The organism is Brachybacterium sp. FME24 (assembly GCF_014897705.1).
In the GTDB taxonomy this organism is placed as follows: domain Bacteria; phylum Actinomycetota; class Actinomycetes; order Actinomycetales; family Dermabacteraceae; genus Brachybacterium.
In genome coordinates this window covers 52,342-70,200 of the sequence record NZ_JABUXV010000018.1, presented here as the reverse complement: position 1 = coordinate 70,200, position 17,859 = coordinate 52,342, and the positions used below count along the sequence as shown (strand labels likewise).

General features: G+C 67.7%; 24 protein-coding genes. 15 read left to right on the top strand and 9 right to left on the bottom strand.

Annotation, left to right across the window (positions count from 1 at the left end; all coding sequences use genetic code 11):
• Nucleotides 1-49 precede the first annotated feature (49 nt).
• Together INT51_RS17985 and INT51_RS17980 are read left to right on the top strand one after the other, a co-directional pair.
• Complete coding sequence (locus INT51_RS17985) at nucleotides 50-430, top strand: hypothetical protein (protein WP_193106714.1); 381 nt, start codon at nucleotides 50-52, stop codon at nucleotides 428-430.
• A 57-nt stretch (nucleotides 431-487) separates the two neighbouring features.
• Nucleotides 488-1,408 (top strand): class I SAM-dependent methyltransferase, encoded by a 921-nt coding sequence (locus INT51_RS17980; RefSeq protein ID WP_193106713.1) that lies wholly within the window; start codon nucleotides 488-490, stop codon nucleotides 1,406-1,408.
• 15 nt (nucleotides 1,409-1,423) lie between these two features.
• Here INT51_RS17980 and INT51_RS22765 read toward each other — a convergent pair whose 3' ends face one another.
• Complete coding sequence (locus INT51_RS22765) at nucleotides 1,424-2,017, bottom strand: DUF402 domain-containing protein (RefSeq protein WP_193106712.1); 594 nt, start codon at nucleotides 2,015-2,017, stop codon at nucleotides 1,424-1,426.
• 185 nt (nucleotides 2,018-2,202) lie between these two features.
• Here INT51_RS22765 and INT51_RS17970 point away from each other — a divergent pair, with 185 nt between their 5' ends.
• From INT51_RS17970 to INT51_RS17950, 5 genes are all read left to right on the top strand, one after another.
• On the top strand, nucleotides 2,203-3,279 hold the full coding sequence (locus INT51_RS17970; RefSeq protein ID WP_193106711.1) for an aldo/keto reductase: 1,077 nt from the start codon (nucleotides 2,203-2,205) through the stop codon (nucleotides 3,277-3,279).
• The gene (locus INT51_RS17965; protein ID WP_193106710.1) at nucleotides 3,276-3,806 is read left to right on the top strand and encodes a hypothetical protein; all 531 of its coding nucleotides are present in this window, start codon (nucleotides 3,276-3,278) and stop codon (nucleotides 3,804-3,806) included. Before INT51_RS17970 ends, INT51_RS17965 begins: the two co-directional genes overlap by 4 nt.
• Before the next feature lie 29 nt (nucleotides 3,807-3,835).
• Nucleotides 3,836-4,282, top strand: coding sequence for an NUDIX hydrolase (locus tag INT51_RS17960; protein ID WP_193106709.1), 447 nt, complete (start codon nucleotides 3,836-3,838; stop codon nucleotides 4,280-4,282).
• 130 nt (nucleotides 4,283-4,412) lie between these two features.
• The gene (locus tag INT51_RS17955; RefSeq protein ID WP_193106708.1) at nucleotides 4,413-5,066 is read left to right on the top strand and encodes an alpha/beta hydrolase; all 654 of its coding nucleotides are present in this window, start codon (nucleotides 4,413-4,415) and stop codon (nucleotides 5,064-5,066) included.
• 109 nt (nucleotides 5,067-5,175) lie between these two features.
• On the top strand, nucleotides 5,176-5,622 hold the full coding sequence (locus INT51_RS17950) for an SRPBCC family protein (protein ID WP_304502243.1): 447 nt from the start codon (nucleotides 5,176-5,178) through the stop codon (nucleotides 5,620-5,622).
• A gap of 41 nt (nucleotides 5,623-5,663) precedes the next feature.
• On the opposite strand, the gene INT51_RS17945 is transcribed toward INT51_RS17950, so the two are convergent.
• Nucleotides 5,664-6,596 carry an aminoglycoside phosphotransferase family protein gene (locus INT51_RS17945; protein WP_226985887.1) on the bottom strand — a complete coding sequence of 311 codons (933 nt, stop codon included), beginning with the start codon at nucleotides 6,594-6,596 and terminating at the stop codon, nucleotides 5,664-5,666.
• Nucleotides 6,597-7,160 carry an AAA family ATPase gene (locus INT51_RS17940; protein ID WP_193106705.1) on the bottom strand — a complete coding sequence of 188 codons (564 nt, stop codon included), beginning with the start codon at nucleotides 7,158-7,160 and terminating at the stop codon, nucleotides 6,597-6,599. It lies immediately after the preceding gene.
• Nucleotides 7,161-7,327: 167 nt separating this feature from the next.
• Between INT51_RS17940 and INT51_RS17935 the strand changes: the two genes are divergently transcribed.
• Nucleotides 7,328-7,861: a kinase gene (locus INT51_RS17935; RefSeq protein ID WP_193106704.1), complete on the top strand. Its 534-nt coding sequence runs from the start codon at nucleotides 7,328-7,330 to the stop codon at nucleotides 7,859-7,861.
• Between the two features lie 103 nt (nucleotides 7,862-7,964).
• On the opposite strand, the gene INT51_RS17930 is transcribed toward INT51_RS17935, so the two are convergent.
• The 3 genes from INT51_RS17930 to INT51_RS17920 form a co-directional block, all read right to left on the bottom strand.
• Nucleotides 7,965-8,504 carry an MOSC domain-containing protein gene (locus INT51_RS17930; protein ID WP_193106703.1) on the bottom strand — a complete coding sequence of 180 codons (540 nt, stop codon included), beginning with the start codon at nucleotides 8,502-8,504 and terminating at the stop codon, nucleotides 7,965-7,967.
• Nucleotides 8,505-8,825: 321 nt separating this feature from the next.
• A complete protein-coding gene (locus INT51_RS17925) occupies nucleotides 8,826-9,743 on the bottom strand; it encodes a nucleotidyl transferase AbiEii/AbiGii toxin family protein (protein WP_226985886.1) in 918 nt (305 codons plus the stop codon).
• On the bottom strand, nucleotides 9,740-10,279 hold the full coding sequence (locus tag INT51_RS17920) for a type IV toxin-antitoxin system AbiEi family antitoxin domain-containing protein (protein WP_193106702.1): 540 nt from the start codon (nucleotides 10,277-10,279) through the stop codon (nucleotides 9,740-9,742). Before INT51_RS17920 ends, INT51_RS17925 begins: the two co-directional genes overlap by 4 nt.
• 135 nt (nucleotides 10,280-10,414) lie before the next feature.
• Between INT51_RS17920 and INT51_RS17915 the strand changes: the two genes are divergently transcribed.
• The 5 genes from INT51_RS17915 (at nucleotide 10,415) to INT51_RS17895 (ending at nucleotide 14,623) form a co-directional block, all read left to right on the top strand.
• Nucleotides 10,415-10,729 (top strand): putative quinol monooxygenase, encoded by a 315-nt coding sequence (locus INT51_RS17915; RefSeq protein ID WP_193106701.1) that lies wholly within the window; start codon nucleotides 10,415-10,417, stop codon nucleotides 10,727-10,729.
• Nucleotides 10,730-11,231: 502 nt separating this feature from the next.
• Complete coding sequence (locus INT51_RS17910) at nucleotides 11,232-12,203, top strand: peptidoglycan-binding protein (protein ID WP_193106700.1); 972 nt, start codon at nucleotides 11,232-11,234, stop codon at nucleotides 12,201-12,203.
• Nucleotides 12,204-12,216: 13 nt separating this feature from the next.
• Nucleotides 12,217-13,437, top strand: a complete 1,221-nt coding sequence (locus tag INT51_RS17905; RefSeq protein WP_193106699.1) for an exo-alpha-sialidase — start codon at nucleotides 12,217-12,219, stop codon at nucleotides 13,435-13,437.
• Nucleotides 13,438-13,595: 158 nt separating this feature from the next.
• The gene (locus tag INT51_RS17900; protein WP_193106698.1) at nucleotides 13,596-14,237 is read left to right on the top strand and encodes a uridine kinase; all 642 of its coding nucleotides are present in this window, start codon (nucleotides 13,596-13,598) and stop codon (nucleotides 14,235-14,237) included.
• Nucleotides 14,234-14,623, top strand: a complete 390-nt coding sequence (locus tag INT51_RS17895; RefSeq protein ID WP_193106697.1) for a hypothetical protein — start codon at nucleotides 14,234-14,236, stop codon at nucleotides 14,621-14,623. The genes INT51_RS17900 and INT51_RS17895 overlap by 4 nt, the downstream gene beginning before the upstream one ends.
• On the opposite strand, the gene INT51_RS17890 is transcribed toward INT51_RS17895, so the two are convergent.
• Complete coding sequence (locus tag INT51_RS17890) at nucleotides 14,624-15,508, bottom strand: aminoglycoside phosphotransferase family protein (RefSeq protein ID WP_193106696.1); 885 nt, start codon at nucleotides 15,506-15,508, stop codon at nucleotides 14,624-14,626.
• 31 nt (nucleotides 15,509-15,539) lie between these two features.
• Here INT51_RS17890 and INT51_RS17885 point away from each other — a divergent pair, with 31 nt between their 5' ends.
• Together INT51_RS17885 and INT51_RS17880 are read left to right on the top strand one after the other, a co-directional pair.
• Entirely contained in the window at nucleotides 15,540-15,980 is a 441-nt protein-coding gene (locus INT51_RS17885; RefSeq protein ID WP_193106695.1) for an NUDIX domain-containing protein, read from the top strand.
• A gap of 108 nt (nucleotides 15,981-16,088) precedes the next feature.
• A complete protein-coding gene (locus INT51_RS17880) occupies nucleotides 16,089-16,532 on the top strand; it encodes a cytidine deaminase (protein ID WP_193106694.1) in 444 nt (147 codons plus the stop codon).
• Between the two features lie 333 nt (nucleotides 16,533-16,865).
• Here the strand turns inward: INT51_RS17880 and INT51_RS17875 are convergent, their stop codons facing one another.
• Nucleotides 16,866-17,384 carry a TetR family transcriptional regulator gene (locus INT51_RS17875; protein WP_193106693.1) on the bottom strand — a complete coding sequence of 173 codons (519 nt, stop codon included), beginning with the start codon at nucleotides 17,382-17,384 and terminating at the stop codon, nucleotides 16,866-16,868.
• Nucleotides 17,368-17,706 (bottom strand): cupin domain-containing protein, encoded by a 339-nt coding sequence (locus INT51_RS17870; protein WP_193106692.1) that lies wholly within the window; start codon nucleotides 17,704-17,706, stop codon nucleotides 17,368-17,370. Before INT51_RS17870 ends, INT51_RS17875 begins: the two co-directional genes overlap by 17 nt.
• Nucleotides 17,707-17,859 lie beyond the last annotated feature (153 nt).

The following is a 17,859-nucleotide window of genomic DNA, read 5'->3' as shown; positions in this document are numbered from 1 at the left end:
GCGCTCGACGAGCATTGCGACGATGCGCGCGGTCGAGCAGAATCGGCTCATGACCGGAGACCGACTCGCCCGCGCAAGCCTCCGCCTCGACGCGATCTACTGCGTCGCTCTGGGCATCCTGGTGGGCATTGCCGCACCCTTCGCGACGAACCCCGTCGGTCTTCCCGTCGTTCTCCTCGTCGGCACGGGCATCGCCACCGCCCTGTGGGGCGTGTACGTCTGGCGGGCATCGCGTGCGCAGCCCCTTCGCACCAGCACACGGCTCGTGATGATCGCCAACATCGTCGCCAGCGCGGGCCTCGCCGTGACCGGCCTGTTCGCCGGGACGACGGTCCTCGCGCTCGCGGCCGGGGTCCTGGCGATCGACATCGCCGCCTTCGCGGTGAGCCAGGGGATCGCGCTGCGACGGATGCAGCGCGCCTCCGCCTAGCGACACCGACACGAAAACTCGATTGCCAGGGAGTGACCGGCCCCGAAGACTGGCTCCATGCCCCACGAGCGAACCGACAAGACCATCCACCAGCACCCCCTGGCCTATCTCCTGGGGCTCGAGGGCGTCGCCCTCATGCGGGCCTTCGCCGGCGAGTACGACCGGGCGTTCACCGAGGCCCGGATCGCCGAGGTGCGCGATCTCCTCGATCGTGCCGACGAGCTCGGGCCGGGGGTCGACGTCCCTCCCCTGCCGGTCGCCGACGGCTACGACGGTTGGGCGGCGACCTACGACGGTGAGGACAACGGCTGCTTCCCGATGCGTGACAACGTGCTCGCCCCGATGCTCGAAGTCCTGACGCCGGGTCGGGTGCTCGATGCTGCCTGCGGCACCGGCGCGGTCACGCAGCAGTTGGTGGACCGCGGCCACGACGTCGTCGGCGTCGACTTCTCTGACGCCATGCTGTCGCGTGCCCGGAAGGCCGTACCCGGCGCTCGCTTCCTGCGAGGCGACCTCACCGATCTGCCGCTGCCGAGCGGCGACGTCGACCACGTCGTGTGCAGTCTGGCGCTGACCCACCTCAGTGACCTGGAGCCGTTCCTCGCCGAGGCTGCTCGGGTCATGCGGCCCGGTGGCCATCTGCTGGTGCTCGACACCCGCGGCCACTTCGTCGGCTCACCGCGATACCCCCTGGTCAAGCAGTCACCCGACGGCCGCACGGGGCATATCACGGGCCGCAGCCACGGTCTCGGCGACTACCTGCGCGCCGCCCTGCCGCACGGCTTCGTGGTGCGGGCCTGCCACGAGACCTATCTCGGCGACCTCGTCGTCAAGCCGGACGATGAGGCCGCGCCGCTCACTCCCGGCCCGCCGAACATCTGGGAGCTGCACCCCTGGGTCCCCGATGCCACCAACGCGGCCAAGGCCGGGCAGTCGGCCGTCGTCGCCTGGGACTTCGAACTGCGGCCCGACGTCTGACGGGTCGCGCGGCGCTCACCAGGTCGGGCGAGTTCCCGGTGCGACAGAGGGGACGGCGCCGATCGGGACCCGCTCGAAGGGCAAGGGAGGGGGCGCGGTCGCGGCGAGCGCGAGATCGATCTCCCTGAGCAGGGAATGCAGTCGGCCGGACTCGATCCAACGGACCAGCCGCTCGAGGCCGACCTCGGCGCCCTCTGCTTCGCGCTGAGAGATGAGCCCCTCGGTCGTGGCGTGCTCGAACTCGTCCCGGTCGATCACGCGATAGGTGCCGTCGCCTCGCACCAGCACGTCCAGGAAGAGATCCACGGCCGATACGTCGTCTCCCACCCGGAGCATCGGGGTCGCGATATCGCAGTTGATCGCGAACGCCTCGCCCTGCGGCCCCGGTTCGATCATCTCGTCGCGCAGGTCGAAGGTGACGTTGAGCTTGAACCATTCGTCAGCGAAGGCGTAATGGCGCAGCACCAGCTCCTCGTCCATCGTGCCGGACGGCTCGGGCTGGCGCGTCTGCATCACGCACATGCCGTCATCGTTGACGAGGATGCCGGCATCGGGAACACCGAAACAGCGAACGCTGTCTTCATCGGGGTGGAAGTCGTAGTCGCGCACAGGGCCGAGTGTGGCACTCGGGGCCGGCCCGGATCGGTCGCTCGCACGGAAGCCAGCCGCGCCGTGCGTGCCGATTCTCGTCGCAATACGGCGTGACCGGGGCGCCGGTGTCACGTAGCGTCGCGGGCACACTGCTCGTTCCGCACGGGGCGATCACCTGCGACTGCGCGAGAGGAATGCTATTCATGGACTACATCCGTCTTGGCCACTCCGGTCTCTACGTCTCCCGCCTGGCACTGGGGACGATCCCCTTCGGTTCCGGAGGCGGTTTCGAGAAGATCGCCGGACTCTCGGTGGACGAGGCCCGTCGGCAGATCGACGAGGCCATCTCCCACGGCGTGAACTTCCTCGACACGGCGAACATCTATTCGTCCGGCGACTCCGAGCGCGTCGTGGGGAAGGCCCTGGGGAAGCGCCGCGACGACATCATCCTCACCTCGAAGGCCCGCACGTCGACTGGGGACGGACCCAATGACTCGGGCGCGAGCAGGTATCACCTGACCCGCGCGGTCGAGGAGAGCCTGCAGCGCCTGGGCACCGACCATCTCGACCTGCTGTACATGCACCAGTGGGACGGGCAGACCCCGATCCTCGAGACCATTTCGGCCGTCACCGACCTGATCCGCGCCGGCAAGGTCCGCTACTGGGGCGTGTCGAACTACAGCGCCTGGCAGCTGACCAAGACGGTCTACGAGGCGCGGCAGGCCGGGCTCGAGGCCCCGATCGCACAGCAGGTCTACTACACGCCCGAGGCACGGGAGATCGAGTACGAGATCATCCCGGCCGCCCGCGACCTGGGCGTCGCCACGTTCGGGTGGAGCCCGCTGGGCGAGGGACTGCTCAACGGCAAGGTGCGCCGCGGCAAGGAGACGCCGTCCGATACGCGGCAGGGCACCGGCTGGCCCGAGCCGCACGTGACGGACTGGGACCGCGCCTACGACCTCATCGAGCTGTTCGACGAGATCGCCGGCGACCTGGGGTGGACGATCCCCCAGGTGGTCATCTCCTGGATCCTCGACCGCCCGGGCGTGGAGGGAACGGTGATCGCGGCCCGGTCCTTCGAGCATCTCCAGGAGGACCTCGCCGCCGCCGATCTCACCTTGCCCGAGGAGGCTCGCGACCGGATCACACTGGCCTCGCAGCAGCCGGCCTACTACCCGCTGTGGCACCGCCTGCTCAACGGCCAGGATCGCCCCGAGCCGGCCGAGACCGAGTTCTACCAGGAGCACCAGCGCGCACTGGATGCTCGCCAGGACGGGTGACCTCGGGTGAGATGTCCGTGCGACCGCTGATCCTCTCGGGCGGCCCCGCCGCCGGGAAGAGCACCTGCGGGAGACTGCTCGCGGCGCAGCGCTCCCGAGCGGCGTACATCGATGCGGACGACATTCGTCAGCTCGTCATCGCCGGCGCGGCGACCCTGTGGAGCGGTGAGGAGGGCGAGGCGCAGCACCTGCTGGCCGCACGGAATGTCGCAGCATCGGGTCGCAACCTGGTCGCGGCCGGGTTCGATCTCGTGGTCTCCGATGTGGTCACGCCCGACACCCTGCCGGTCTACCGCGCAGAGTTTCCCGACTGCTTCATCGTCCATCTCCACCTCACGCTCGATGAGGCGCGCCGGCGGTCCGCCACTCGCACGGAGTACCTGACAGGCGAGGAGTTCGACCTGCTCCATGCAATGACGCGGACCCCACCGGACGTCGACCTCGTCCTCGACGTCTCAGGGAAGTCCGTCGATGAGCAGGTGGACGTGCTTTGTCGAGCGTGGGAAGAGTCCTCGCGGCACGGTTGACGGGAGGCTGCCATTGGTACGTTGACGCGATGGACTTCACCGAGTGGGACACGCGTCTGGGCGCCTATGCCGTCATCACCGATGATCGTGACCGCATCCTGCTGACCTGGTACAACGGCGCCAATCCGCATCCGCTATGGACGCTCCCAGGAGGTGGGGTGGAGTTCGAGGAGTCCCTCGAGGCTGCCGTCGTGCGCGAGGTCTTCGAGGAGACCGGGTTCCATGTAGCGGTCGGCCGTCCGCTGTTCACCAGCACCGCGACCGCCGACGTGGGGAACAGGTCCCCGCGACCGTTCAAGGCCGTTCGTATCGCCTTCGAGGCGACGGTCGTCGGCGGAGACCTCGGGACCACCGAGGTCGGCGGGACGACGGACGAAGCACGGTGGATCCCTCTGACAGAGCTCCCGGACCACGGGCCTCGAGCGCAGATCGTCGATGAGGCATGCGCGCTCCTCAGCCGCCCGGCTGCCGGGTGAGACGCAGAGCGGTGCACGGATTCCGCGCGACCCGCCGGTCTCTGGCCAGACCTCGTGCGTGCATCGGGCCGACCGCCCCGGCGCGCGTCGCGACTCGACGGGGCACGGCTCTCGTGGTTGGCTCGCGCCCATGACGTCACCCGAGGTGGTCCTGGTGCATGGGCTCTTCCATCAGCCCGAGCACCTGCAGGCGCTGGCCGACGCACTGAGTCGCGCGGGCGCCACCGTGCAGACGCCACGCCTTCATCGCGGCTCCCTCGAGGCCGACACCGCAGCCGTCCAGGCGGTGGTCGACCGGTGCGGCAGCGCACCGACGATCGTCGGCCACAGCTACGGAGGGGCAGTGATCACGGGCGTGCACGGCGCGGAGCGCTTGGTCTTCATGGCTGCTTTCGTCCCCGACGTCGGCGAGAGCTGCGCGGGACTCGGTGGCCCCGAGGCACCCGTCAACTCGTGGGTGCGACCTCACCCCGACGGCGGCAGCTTCGTTCCGGCCGACGCGGCGACGGACCTGTTCTACGCGGACTGCGGGCCCGCGGACGCTGAGCGCGCGGTCGCCCTTCTCGTGCCGCAGGCCTCCGGGCACGGGCGAGGCATCGCCCGCCACGCCGCGTGGAAGCAGGTCCCGAGCCATTACGTCGTGTGCACGGCCGACCGGGCCATGAGCCCGGAGCTGCAGCATCGGTTGGCCGCCCGCTGCACCAGCAGTCAGGTCATCGACGCGAGCCACTCTCCGTACATCTCCCAACCGGAACTCCTCGCCGGGATCATCATGGACTCATGACCTCGATCCAGGAGCACGGCAGGCACGTCAGGATATTGTCCCCCAACCGGAAGGAAGGCGCGCCATGATGTACACCAACTCGATCGAGATCGCCCTGCCCCGAAAGAGGGTGGCGCAGCTGCTCGCCGATCCGGCACATATCCCGATGTGGCTGCGGGACGTGGTGCTGCACGAGCCGTTGAGCGGGGAGCACGGGCAGCTCGGCACCACCTCGCGGGTTGTGATGCAGGCGGGGCAGCGGACGATGGAGGCCACCGAGACGATCACCCGGCGGGAACCGACTGACCTGCACGAGATTCTCCCGAGCACCGTCGTTCAGTTCGACCGTGAGATCGTCGCCGCGGGCATGTGGAACCTCGTGCGCGATCGGCTGACCGACGCCGATCCGCAGAAGACGCTCTGGGTCAGCGAGAGCGAATTTCGATTCAGCAACCCGCTGATGCGACTGATGGGGGCACTGATGCCCGGCATCTTCCACAAGCAGTCGCAACAGCACATGCAGGATTTCAAAGCATTCGCCGAGCAGGGAACGGATGTCCGCGAAGCACGGAACTGATCCGCCGCAGGCCTGGCCGAGCGCCAAGAAGCGGAAGGGCTTCAGAGCCGGTGCAACAATCGGGCCGTCCAGAGGCTGTCCTGTCTGGCCTCGAGGTACTCAACTTTACGTCCGGCTTCGCACGCGGCGAGCGCGTCGGACACGAGTCGGGCAAAGGTCCACGCTTTGACCCGCTCCTCGTCCACATCTGCCAGCCGGCAGAATCGCGAGATAGTGGTTCCCCATTCAGTTTCCGGATCGCGTAGATCACCCTTGCGAAACAACAGGTACTGCACACTGTCATACGCAGGGTCCCCCACCATGGGCAAAGGATCTATCGCCAGCCAGGACTCCCGCTCGCTCGCCAGAATATTATGATGGTGCGTGTCCCCGTGGAGGAGAACGGGCGGGCCACCACAGCTCGCGAGTTCGACGAGGCTCTCTGCCGCCTGCCGCACGAGCCACTCGTCGAACGGTCTGCCCGCTTGCTCGAATCGGCCAGGCAGCTCGTCAGCCAGTTGCTGAGCGCGTTCACCGAGCTTGGGGATACCGCCGCCGTCGCATGCGGGCAGATGCAGCTGGGCGAGGAGGTGGGCAACGATCTCGTCGGCGGCTTCCACGTCCGGAACCGAGTCGAGCGTGTCCCCGGGGACGCAGCGCTCCACCAACATCGCTCCCGTGCCTTCGTCATGCTCGAGGAGGAGCGTGGCTCCGACTCCGCCCCAAGCCCGAAGAGCAGCGGGTTCGTGCCCACGGAAGTCTCCCGCAAGCGTCTTGACCTGGACTGTCATCGGCATAGGCACTTTCAGGACAGCGGGGACCGCCGCTCCCTCCGCGGGCGCCACCCACGAGATGTTGCACTCCGGGTACGGCTCACCGAGCTGAATCTTCCACTGCGCGCTCAGTCGCTCGCACACCTCCGGGAGGCGAGCGAGCCAGTCGCGACCGACTGCGCTCGTGGAACCCGTCGCCTGCAGACGCGGTGGAAGGTGCATTCAATGACCTCCCTGCGAGTCGTTCTCGGCGAGAGTTGAAGGCCTGACCGCCGCGAGGTCCTGGAGCACCCGCTCGACCATCTCGTCCTCCCCCAGTGCCTCGCCGAGGACCACCTCACCCTTCACGCCGAGCACATCGTGCTCGCGGTACCAGGAGGCGACCTCGGCGTCGGGCACATCGGCGGCGAAGGACTTCCGAGCGTGGCGGCGCAGGGTCTCGGCCAGGCTCACGTCGAGGTAGTAGACGAGGGACGGCCCGTGATGCCCGTTCAGCAGCGACGCGAACATGTCGCCGTAGCGCTCGCTGCCGAAGATCCCCTCGACCACGGTGAGGTGCCCGATGCTCAGGCAGTGCTGCGCCATCGCGGTGATCAGTCCGATGGTGTCGCGCTGCTCGACCTCCCGCTCCCACAGCAGGTCGCGGCGCACATGGTCCTGGCCGATCACGGCGATCTTCGATCCGGGCAGATCCCGTTGCACCCGCCGCGCGACGGTCGACTTCCCCGAGGAGGAGTTCCCCCGGAGGATCACGAGGACGGGCGCGTCAGCGGAGTCGGTCTGCATGAAGACACATCCTTCCGGTCCGGACCCACGCAGCGGCGTATCCCGGCGAGTGCGGCGCGCCCGCAGCCATGGCACGTCCCCGCAGACGCACGGTGTGGGGGCCTACTGCCGCTACCGTGAGGACGGCAGGGCCGCGGAGCAGGATCGGGACGAAGGGTCGCAGCGACATGATCGGCACGACGCACTCGCGGCTCATCATCATCCGCGGGAACTCCGGCAGCGGGAAGACCCTGCTCGCCCACGCGATCCGGCAGGCGAGGCCTCGCGGTGTCGCGATCATCAGCCACGATGTCCTGCGCCGGGAGATCCTCCACGTGCGCGACGGTCCCGGAGCCCTGAGCGTCGGCTACATCGACCTCTCGGCCCGGTTCGCCCTGGAGCACGGCTTGCACGTGGTCGTGGAGGGAATCCTGCACTCCGAGAGCTATGGGGACATGCTCGCCTCGCTCGTGGAGGACCACCGCGGAGTGAGCCGCTGCTATCGCTATGACCTCGACCTGGAGGAGACCTTGCGTCGTCACCGCACCAAGGTCCTGGCCTCGGAGGTGAGCGAGGAGCAGGTGAGTTCCTGGTATCGGCCCATCGACGCGGCTGGCGCACTGCCGGAGTTCGTCTTCGACGCCACGGTCTCTGCCGAGAGCGCTCTGGATGCCGTCTTGTCGGACGTGGGCTGGGAGCGAGAGACGGAGTTCCTGGCGTAGGCGGGCCCGGTCGGCACGACGGGACTGGTGCATTCAGACGTAGCCCGAACGCAACCGTCTGCGTGTGGTGCGGCCGTTGTGGACGGCAGCTGAAGGGTCGGAACTACACCTTGGTCAGCGGATGGTGAGGCTCCGGAGGCAGCTCGACGGCGATATCCTCCCCGGGGCGCACCGTGCCGCTTCGGGCCACGATGCCCATGACTCCTGCGAGTCGTTGAACCTGCCCTGATTCGTCCTTGCGAAGCAGTTTCTTCATGAGACCCGGCTGGAAGTCATTGATCTGCTGGCATGGGTTCCGCAGCCCAGTGATCACGATGACTGCTTCCGCCAGGTGCAGGCGTGTTCCCACAGGAAGGTCAAGCAGTTCGATGCCCGCCGTCGTGATGTTCTCCCCTAGCTGACCGGGCAGAACGCTGTAGCCGTCGGCGGCGAGCAGCTCGAAGATCTCTCGATGCATCAGGTGCACCTGCCGGAGATTGGGCTGATCAGGATCGCGGGCAACTCTGCTGCGATGCTTCACCGTCGTCCCCGCGTGCGCATCGCCACTGACACCGATCCCCTCCACGAGCTGAATCGCTGGAGCTGCCGACTTGCTGAAGGTGTGTGCTGCGCTGACGTGAACCGACTCGACTGTTGCCCCCATGCCGCCATGATGACAGCACCGCGCATGAGCCCGGGCGCGATCACGTGAAATACGTGGCAGCCCCGGTCATTGGCACCGCGAGCATGAAGGCTGACAGGCGCGTTGCAGATCCGCCGTGGCCGGCGATCTGGCCCCTGTAGCGGCACCTGTTTCCGGGACGCTGCCGAAGATCGTCTTCGACGCCACGGTCTCCGCCGACAACACCCTGGACACGGTCCTGTCCGACGTGGGTTGGAAGCGAGAGGTAGAGCCCTTGGCCCAGTAGGAAGAATCGATTTCCTCGACCAACCGAACCAGTCGACAATTGGCGCCGAGACACCGCTACTCGCTCCCAGCCACTTCGATGGACGTGATCACTTGTTCGAGCCATTCGCGCGCGGAGGCGATGTCCTCCAGCACGGGGGTGCTCCCATCAACTTCTGTCTCCCGGCGCGCCTCGTCGTAGGCGATACTCCAGCCCTCCATCGGTCGCAGTGGCAGTGGCGGCCAGGCCTGGGCCCGGCGGAAATCGAAGGTCCGCACACAGAACTCCCGCACCGCGGGTAGGACTGGGCCGGCATCCCACAGCAGCTGCAGATCGACCAGATCGTGCGCACGGACATAACCGAGATCTGTCACAGCGTGAATCTTCTGCGCTATCTGGTACCCCAGGTCGATCAGCTCCACCGGTTGCAGCTCGCCGAAGCCGAAGCGCGCGCTCAGCTCGATGAGCTGGCCATCGACGTCACGGCGGGTGTGGGCGTACGGCTCGATCTCGGGGTCGGACACCTCGACGTCGAGCCCGGCCCATTCCCGACCTAGAAACGACAACGTCACGCGATAGGGGTGCATCACGTATGTGGGCTGAGCGAGCCCAGGATCGTGCAGCCTGCCCAGCTTCAGCGTCGCGGTGAATGCCACCCGATCGAGCGCATCGGGGTCCTTCCGCTGCGCGCCCCTGGAGGCGGGTACTGCACCCCAGCCCTTCTCGAGGCGCGTGCGGAACCCTTCCTCGAAGGCCTCACCGCGCTGTCGGGTGGAGACGTCCAGGTCAGCAGTTGCTCGGGTCCCGCGCTCCCCCATGCGCAACTTGACTCCCATGCCACCCTTGATCGCAACAGCGTCCGGGAGCATCTGGGACACGATGAGCGTGCAGAGCATGAGGCGCGCGCGGGCGACGGGAATGTCGTGCCCACCTGCCACGTCTTCGAGCCGACCGTTCAGCTGCGCAATGTTCAGCGGCGGCGTCACGGTGCTCATGCGGCGCCGTGCTTCCCTGTCAGACCGGCGAAGCCCTCCTCGTCGATCAGTTCTCGCCGGCGTGCCTCGACGAGCAGCGCATTCCAGCGGTCCGGCGGCATCCGATCCCGCATGTCCTCCAGCGCACGCCGGACGGTGGTCGCCCGGATACCCTCGTACTGCGCCAGGTCCTCGTCGGGGATGTCTTTTCGGGTTTCGAGCTCCATCCAGCCCGGCAGCACCCGGCGCACACGGCGGCGGGTACCCACCCGGATGCGACGCGGGTTGAATTGGCCCAGGCCCAGCAGATCGAGGACGGATTCTCGGTGCAGGAACGCGTCCTCGCCTGCTAGTGCCGCTGCCGCTGTCAACTGCGTCAGCGCGGTGGTAGGCACATCGCGGTGCACGTACACGCCCTTTCCGTAGGGCCGCAACGCGCCGCGGTGGGCTAGCTTACGCACCTCCACGGCGGGCACGCCCGCATCCTCGGCCTCGGGCACGGTGACGACGCCATGCTGTCCAGCCGCGATCTCCCACAGGTCTTGCCGGTATCCCATCACGCCACCTCCACGCCAAGAGCGTACCGTTTTCGGTACAGTTTTGACAACGCTCCTTGGGGTTAGGGTGCCAAACGGTTCGGGATGCTGCTGTCACCATGGGCGAGATCTCTCAGCGTTTCTATTCTGGAGACCATGACGTACATCAACGCAGGCACCCTGGGAGTGGTCCCCGGCGGTCGCGAGCAACTCGTCTCGATCCTCACACAGCGCAGTGACCTGCTTCGTGAACTCGGCTGTCTGAGCTACGAGGTCGGCATCAACGATGAGCAGCCCGCCACGGTCTTCGTGGTCGAGACGTGGGTCGATGCGGCAGCGCATCAGGCATCCCTGGGTCACCCTGACGTCGCAGCGGCCATCGCCGCCGCAAAGCATGTGCTCGACGGGGAGTTCAGCGGCTTCCGATTCGACGTGGTGGGGTCGCCGCTGCGGGACCACGACGCGCGGTAGGCCAGAGGACCGCACCGCAGTGCTGGCTCGCACCCTTGGGCCTCCAGAAAGAAACCGTGCTCGATCATCCGGCGCGAGTCGATGAGGCTGCGCACGGACCACCAGGGAGGGATCACGTCCCGGTCCGCATCGCGGCCATAGCAGCGCGCGGCGATCTGCCGAGATCCCGCACCGAGAAGAGAGGCTGCTTCGCCCGCGGAGCCGACGCGATGGCGCCCCGTTGAGCGATGAACCCTGCGTGAACACTCCGCCCTCGCTGTTGCTCTCGGTGGAGCGATCGGGAAGGTTCGATGCCACCTCGCACGGCGAGCGCGCCGCACCGTCGATGCGGACCACCTCTCGCGGGGATGACAACGATCTCGCTGAACGCGCTGATCCACGCCGACGTCCCGACGGCCGACCTTCGGCGTCGTGACGGATCTGGGGCTCGGGCGGGCCTCACCCTCCGGAGGGGGAATCTCGCCGGCACCGACCCACAGGAACCGATGAACGGGGACACATCATGGCACCCACCCGCACATCCACCACCTCGGCCCCGATGCGCCGAATCGCTGCACCGCGAGAGATGGACCGCCGGGCGCTGTTCCGCGGCTTCGGAGCAGCAGGAATCCTCGCCGCGACCGGCGCTCTCGCCGGTCCCCTGAGAGCCTCCGCCGCCGACACCTCGCTGACCACGATCCAGACGAACCTTCAAGGCCTGGACTACTACAGCGGCGAGATCGACGGCCAGAACGGCCCCCAGACGAAGGCCGCGACGACGCAGTTCCAGCAGGACCGTCTTCTCTCTGCTGACGGCGACCCGGGACCGAAGACCGCGACCGAGCTCGAGACGGTGATCGGCGCCGTGCAGGGCGCCCTGGACATCGAGGAGTCCGGAACCTTCGACGACGCCACCACTGATGCGGTCACCGCCTTCCAGAAGTCTCAGGACGGGCTCGAGCCGACGGGCCGAGCAGGCGAGAAGACCATGACGGCACTCGAGGTCGAGCGGGTGCGGGAGCCGGTCGGCGGCGAGCCCAACGCCGAGATCTCGCGCGAGGACGTGCTCGATCGGGCGATGTTCTGGGTCGACGATCCGCGCCCGTACAGCATGGACAAGTCCAGCCCGGGAATCGATGGGAAGCAGTGGCGCACGGACTGCTCGGGCTTCGTGTCGATGGCCTGGAACCTCCGTCGCAGCGACGGGGACACGGGCACCGGCACCGGGCAGCTCCCGGAGTTCCTCGAGCGGATCGAGCAGGACGATCTGAAGCCGGGCGACGCTCTTCTCATCACCCCGAGTGCCAACGGTCAGAGCTACGGCCACGTGGTCCTGTTCAACGGATGGAAGAACGACGAGCACACGGAGTATGAAGGCCTCGAGCAGGTCGGCGGTTCGATCAGCAAGACGGCGAAGCGGACCATCTCCTACCCCTACGACTCGGACAACGGGGAGAGCTACGAGCCCTACCGCTACCCGAAGATCACCGACTGAAGGAGTGCCCATCGTGAAGACCACGAAGACCGCGAACCCCACCCGCAGAACGGCGATCGTCGGCTCGATCGGTGCTGCTGTCCTCGGCACGACCGGCGCGACCAGTGCGATCCATGCCTCGCAGGCGGCAGCCGCGGACCAGGCGTTCACCCTGTTCGAGGGCAGCGCGAGCGGGGAGTTCGAGTGCTATCGCATCCCCTCGCTGGTGACCACGCCCGAAGGATCCACGATCGCGTTCGTCGAGGGGCGTCGAGCCTTCGAGGACGCGGGGTACTGCTACGACGACGGGTCGATCGACATCGTCATGAAGAGGAGCCGGAACGGCGGAGTGGACTGGGATCCGCAGGAGGTGCTTCTCGCCGGCAATCCGTGGGGCGGGGAGGCTGATGCCACCCGCGGGAATCCGGTGCCCATCGTCCTCCAGCACGGGGAGAACGCCGGTCGCATCGTCCTGCTGACCACGTGGAATCAGGCGGGGACTCGGGCCAAGCGGATCCCGTTCGTGATGCACAGCGACGACGACGGCGAGACCTGGTCGGATGCGATGAGCCTCGAAGAGCAGCTCAAAGGCGGTGACAGCGCCCCGGTCGAGGGCTGGTACGGGACGGGCCCGCAGCACGGCATCCAGATGGTCCACGGCGAGCATGCCGGGCGCCTGGTCGCCGCCGTGTACTACGAGGGCGGGATGGGAGCCATCATCTTCAGCGACGACGACGGGGTGTCGTGGTCGCAAGGGCAGGGGATCCCTGGTCCCGAGGACGTCGCCCACTTCGGCGAGATCGGTGTCGAGGAGACGGCCGACGGGTCGCTCATCGCCATCGGGCGACTCCGCGATGAGGGGGAGACGTCACCGTCACGGTCGCGTGCTGCCGCCCGCAGCACGGACGGCGGTGAGACCTTCGAGACCGCGACCTTCGAGACGGTGGCAGATCTCGAGACGACACCGGGTGTCCAGGGAGCCCTGCTCAACCGGGGCCAGCACGGAGGGGAACCGGGGGATCGTCTGCTCTTCTCGGCTCCCACCCACCCCACGCTCCGCAAGCATCTGGCGGTCTTCGGCTCGGAGGACGCCGGCAGCTCCTGGTCCAAGGCCTTCGACGTCGAGTCGGTGCGCGCCGGCTACTCGGATATGACGATGCTCGACAGCGAGGTGCTCGGGCTCCTCCACGAGGCCGGGGACGAGGACGGCGACGCCAAGGACCGCATCGACTGGCATCGCATCACCCTCGCGTGAGCGCCGGCGCGGTCCCGACCTCGTGCAGGTGGGGCCGCACCGTGCGGCGCAACGCGGCGGGCGGCACGCATAGGTGGCGATGCAGGTCGGCCGCCATCGTGGTGGGATGACCCGATCACCGAAGGAGGCCATCCCGAGGCTGCGCCTACACTCGCCCGATGGACCGCGTCGGCATTCTCGAGCACGTCTCCTCTCGCCGCCGCACATCCCGGCGCCCCCTCGTCGTCGGCATCTCCGGATACGCCGGCTCCGGAAAATCGACTCTGGCCCGCTATCTGGCGGGCTCCCTCCGTGGTGCGGTGAGGCTTCGCGGCGACGACTTCCTCGATCCGTCCCGCTCGCATCAGAGGTCCTCGGACTGGGACGGCGTCGACCGGGCCCGTCTGGTCGCAGAGGTCCTGGATCCGCTGCGCCATGAGCGACCCAGCACCTTCCGTCGCTTCGACTGGTCCGCACGTGCCCTGGCGGATCCCGAGCCCCTGCCCCGCACCGATCTCCTCCTCGTTGACCTCATCGGGCTGTTCCACCCTGAGGCACTTCCGCACCTCGACGTCCGGATCTGGTGCGACGTGGCCCTCGATGTCGCCGCCCGACGCGGCCTTGCCCGTGATCGAGCGCTCGGCCGGGACCACGAGGACTTGTGGCACGACGTCTGGGTCCCGAACGAACGAGACTTCGATCGAGGTTTTTCTCCGCGTGAGCAAGCTGAGATTCTCTACGCGTCGTCGTCCTCGACGGGCACCGAGCAATCAGCAGAGCACGTCCCTGGAGCAGTGATACGTGAGGACCCGACGCGATGACTGCCACCGCTCGGCGGAGGACCTGGACGGCCTTCTTCATCGCCGTGGTGATCCTCGCACTGCTCTACGGGGGTCGCGTGGCTCTGCTGTTCATGGGCGCCACCGAAGGGGATGTGCCCGCGGCCTCTGCCGTGCCGCTTCCCGCCGACGCCGAGATCCTCCGCGAGAACCGTGACTGTGCGAGCGGCGGGTGCTGGGTGGTGTTCACGGTGCAGCCCCCGCCAGGACAGTCGCCCACAGAACTTGCCGAGGAGATGGGGGCGACCCCGCAGCTCGAGATACCCGGGACGTTCCTTGACCCGCGCACGATCTGGATGTGGGCCGAACCGGGAAACAGCGGGCTCACACTTCGCGCCGACTACTTCTCAGGGCCTTGGATTCCGTAGTCAGGCCCGGCTCACTCCGAGCACCTGGAGGGCGCGCGCCATCTGCGGTCCAGCTGCCACGAAACGGTTCCCGTACCCCGCGAACCGCTCGCAACCTGCTGTGCGCAGAGCGCGCGAGATCGCGATCAGCGAGATCGTCAGCGCGATGCTGTCTCGCAGCTGACGGGGATCGAGGTCCAGCGCGCCCGCCCCGTCGAGGTAGCTCGCCAGCAGCGTCTCGACCGGTTCGTCGACCCACATGCTGAAGGTCGCCAGATCGGCGCCGATCGGGGCGTATCCCAGCTGGTCCCAGTCGATCGCGGTGACGAGTCCCTCGTCATGGCGCAGCAGGTTCCTCGGGAGGGCATCTCCGTGGGAGAGCACGTGAGGCATCTCGTCCAGCAGCGTGAGCGCGTCGTCGCGTTGCGACCAGGTCGCCTCCGCCCGCTGCCGGAGCCCGCTGCAGACGCCTTCGATGGCGAAGTGCGGCGCGTCGGAGGCGCCTGCCAGGGCAACGCGGTCACGCAGCCGACCGACCACGAACCAGCCCGGATCTTCGATCTGCACGGTGGCGAACCGGCCCAGTGCCGCAGCAACCACCGGTGCCGGAATCCGGTGAGACGCGATGTCGCGGGTCCACAGACTCGCGCCCTCGGTGTCCTCGTGCACGTGGGATTCGGGGGCGATGAGTCCCTCGAACGTCGCCGTCACGCTCGATGCGGCGACGGCGATCTCTCGTCGCCACCACCGGAATGAGTGCGGCTCGCAGCTCGGGTCACCGCGTCGGATCCTCTTGACGATCCAGGCCCCGTCATCGAGGCGGGCGCGCCAGACCCCTGCGGTCGCCGCGCCGTCACCTCCACCGAGCGCTTCCCAGTCAGCGCCGGGCGTCCACGGAGTCGTCATCGGTGCAGAGTACGTGTGCTGAGATGAGCTCATGCCCCATCACGTCGTCGCAGGAGCCCTCGTCGGGCCGCAAGGCGTTCCCCTCGCCCACCGACACCCGGACCGCCGGTACTACCCGGACTGCTGGGACTTCCCCGGCGGCCATATCGAGCTCGGCGAGAGTGCAGCGGACGCGCTGGCCCGCGAGCTCCGGGAGGAGATCGGCGTCGACGCGACAATCGCCGGCCCGCCGGATCTGCGAGTCGTAGAGAACGAGACGGCCGACGACGGAGTGGTCCTACAGTTGTGGTTCGTCACCGAGTGGGATGGGGAACCTACCAACCTCGCTACCGATGAGCACGACGAACTGCGATGGGTCTCCGCCTCCGACGTCTCCGCGCTCCGTCTGGCGCACCCCTCCTACCGGAGGTTCCTCGCCGAATGGACGGACGCGCACCGCGGCGAACGTGCCGCCGATGGTCTCGAGCAGTGACCAATACGCCCTGACCGCAAGAGCAAGATCGGGGTCGAGCGTGCGGGCTGACCACCTTCTCCACCGAGCGCAGTCGAATGCTTCACCGTGGGCGTATAGCATTGCCCCATGACGAACCCCCAGCTGGACGAGGTCATCGAGCGGTGCCGCGCGCTGATCCAGCAGCGCTTCCCTGAGCAGGAGGCGGGCGCAGCGGCCATGCTGCTGAGTGACGGCACCATCCTGGTCGGCACAGCACCCGAGGCCATCAATCCCGCCGTTGAGGTCTGCCACGAAACGGAGCCCTACTGCGCGGCGCACCGGCTCGAACAGAAGATCGTCGCGTCGATCTGCCTCTACCGGGACGAGGCCGGTGCGTATCTGGTGCTCGCTCCGTGCGGGGTGTGCCAGGAACGACTCGCGACCCACGGCCCGGACGTGCTCGCCGCGGTCCCCGGATCCGACTCGACACCCGTTCGCTGGGTGCCGCTGAAAGCGCTCATGCCCCACTACTGGGCCACGGCTTTCGACGACGCTCCACTGGAGTGGTCGAGCTCGGTCGTCACGAGCTGACACCCGCACGCCAGGAGCACTGAGACCCCGCGGAAAGTTCGCGGGTCCCTTGGTTCTCGCGGATAACCGGCACGGCTACGAGGTCGGAGCAGGGCTCGCATCCGCTTCCCCGCGCAGCCGGACTGCATTCGTCGCGCGCCGTGGTCTCGCCCCATGCATCGCGGGGACGAGGAGACCGCCGGCCGATTCGTGCGCTGGCGGCCCGTGCACCACCCCGGAGCTCCGACCGTCCGGATCACCGGCTGAGCTTGCGTGCTCGATGAGTGGTCGCTGGCGTCCCCGCGGTGACGTATAGATCAGTTCTGTGCGTGGCCAGATCCCATGGCTGGGGAATCAGAGCCGGGTGGCGTCCATTGCTCGTTTCAGGATCGATGCGATGGGTGGCGTCTCTTCGGTGGTGGCCCAAACGCTGACGGCCGCGTCGAGGCAGGCAAGTGCGGCGGCGATCGTGGCTGTCGAACGTGGATCGGTGTTGTCAGTCGGGTCTGCTCCGATGCGGCGGGAGACCTCGGGACGAAGTGCTTCGCACCACCGGACGTGCTTCTCATGCTGATGTGCGGCCAGACCAGGGGTTTCGGCGATCAGCGCCGCCAACTGTCGACCAGGCTGAGGGTCAGCATCGTAACGATCTATGAGCGGCTCGAGGGCGTGGCGCAGAGCGGTCCAGACGGGCTCCTCGTCCGGGCGCGCACTCAAAGCGTCGCGCAGAAGCTCCGACGCCTCGTCGACATCCGTCAGGACGGCGTCGTCCTTCGAGGTGAAGTACCGGAAGAACGTGCTCCGGGAGATCTCGGCGGCTGCGCAGATGGCCTCAACTGTCGTCGCCTCGTAACCGTCAGGCGCACATCGCAATGAGCTCGCAGCCGCTTTCTCCCGCGATCACGTACCGGGTCGAGGCCTGAGCAACTGCCAGGAAGTCGCCGACCTCGATGGGTTCTCGCCGACCATCGACGACGAGCCAGCCCGAGCCGCGCACGATGGCATACACGTCCTCCACCTGATCAGCGAGGTGGTCATGCGGTTCGGTGCGTGCACCCGGAGGCAGCTCCACCTTGTACACCTCGAACGCAGAGACCCCGAGCGGTTCGGAGACGCGCTTGTCGAACGGGCTGGCGGCGGGGTGCGGCCCCGGGCCCAGCGAGAGGTCCGACGAGTTGATCTTCGAGAACGACATAGGTCGACGCTATCCGGTTACGTGCACCGCATCGCCGTTCGGAGCGCGGTTCGGGAGAGGGTGATCATCGGGTTCAGATCGTCTGCCAGGCCCCTCGGGTGGGCATGGCAGTCCTCGTCAGGAGAGGGCCCGGTATGCCGCTGAACTCGGGCT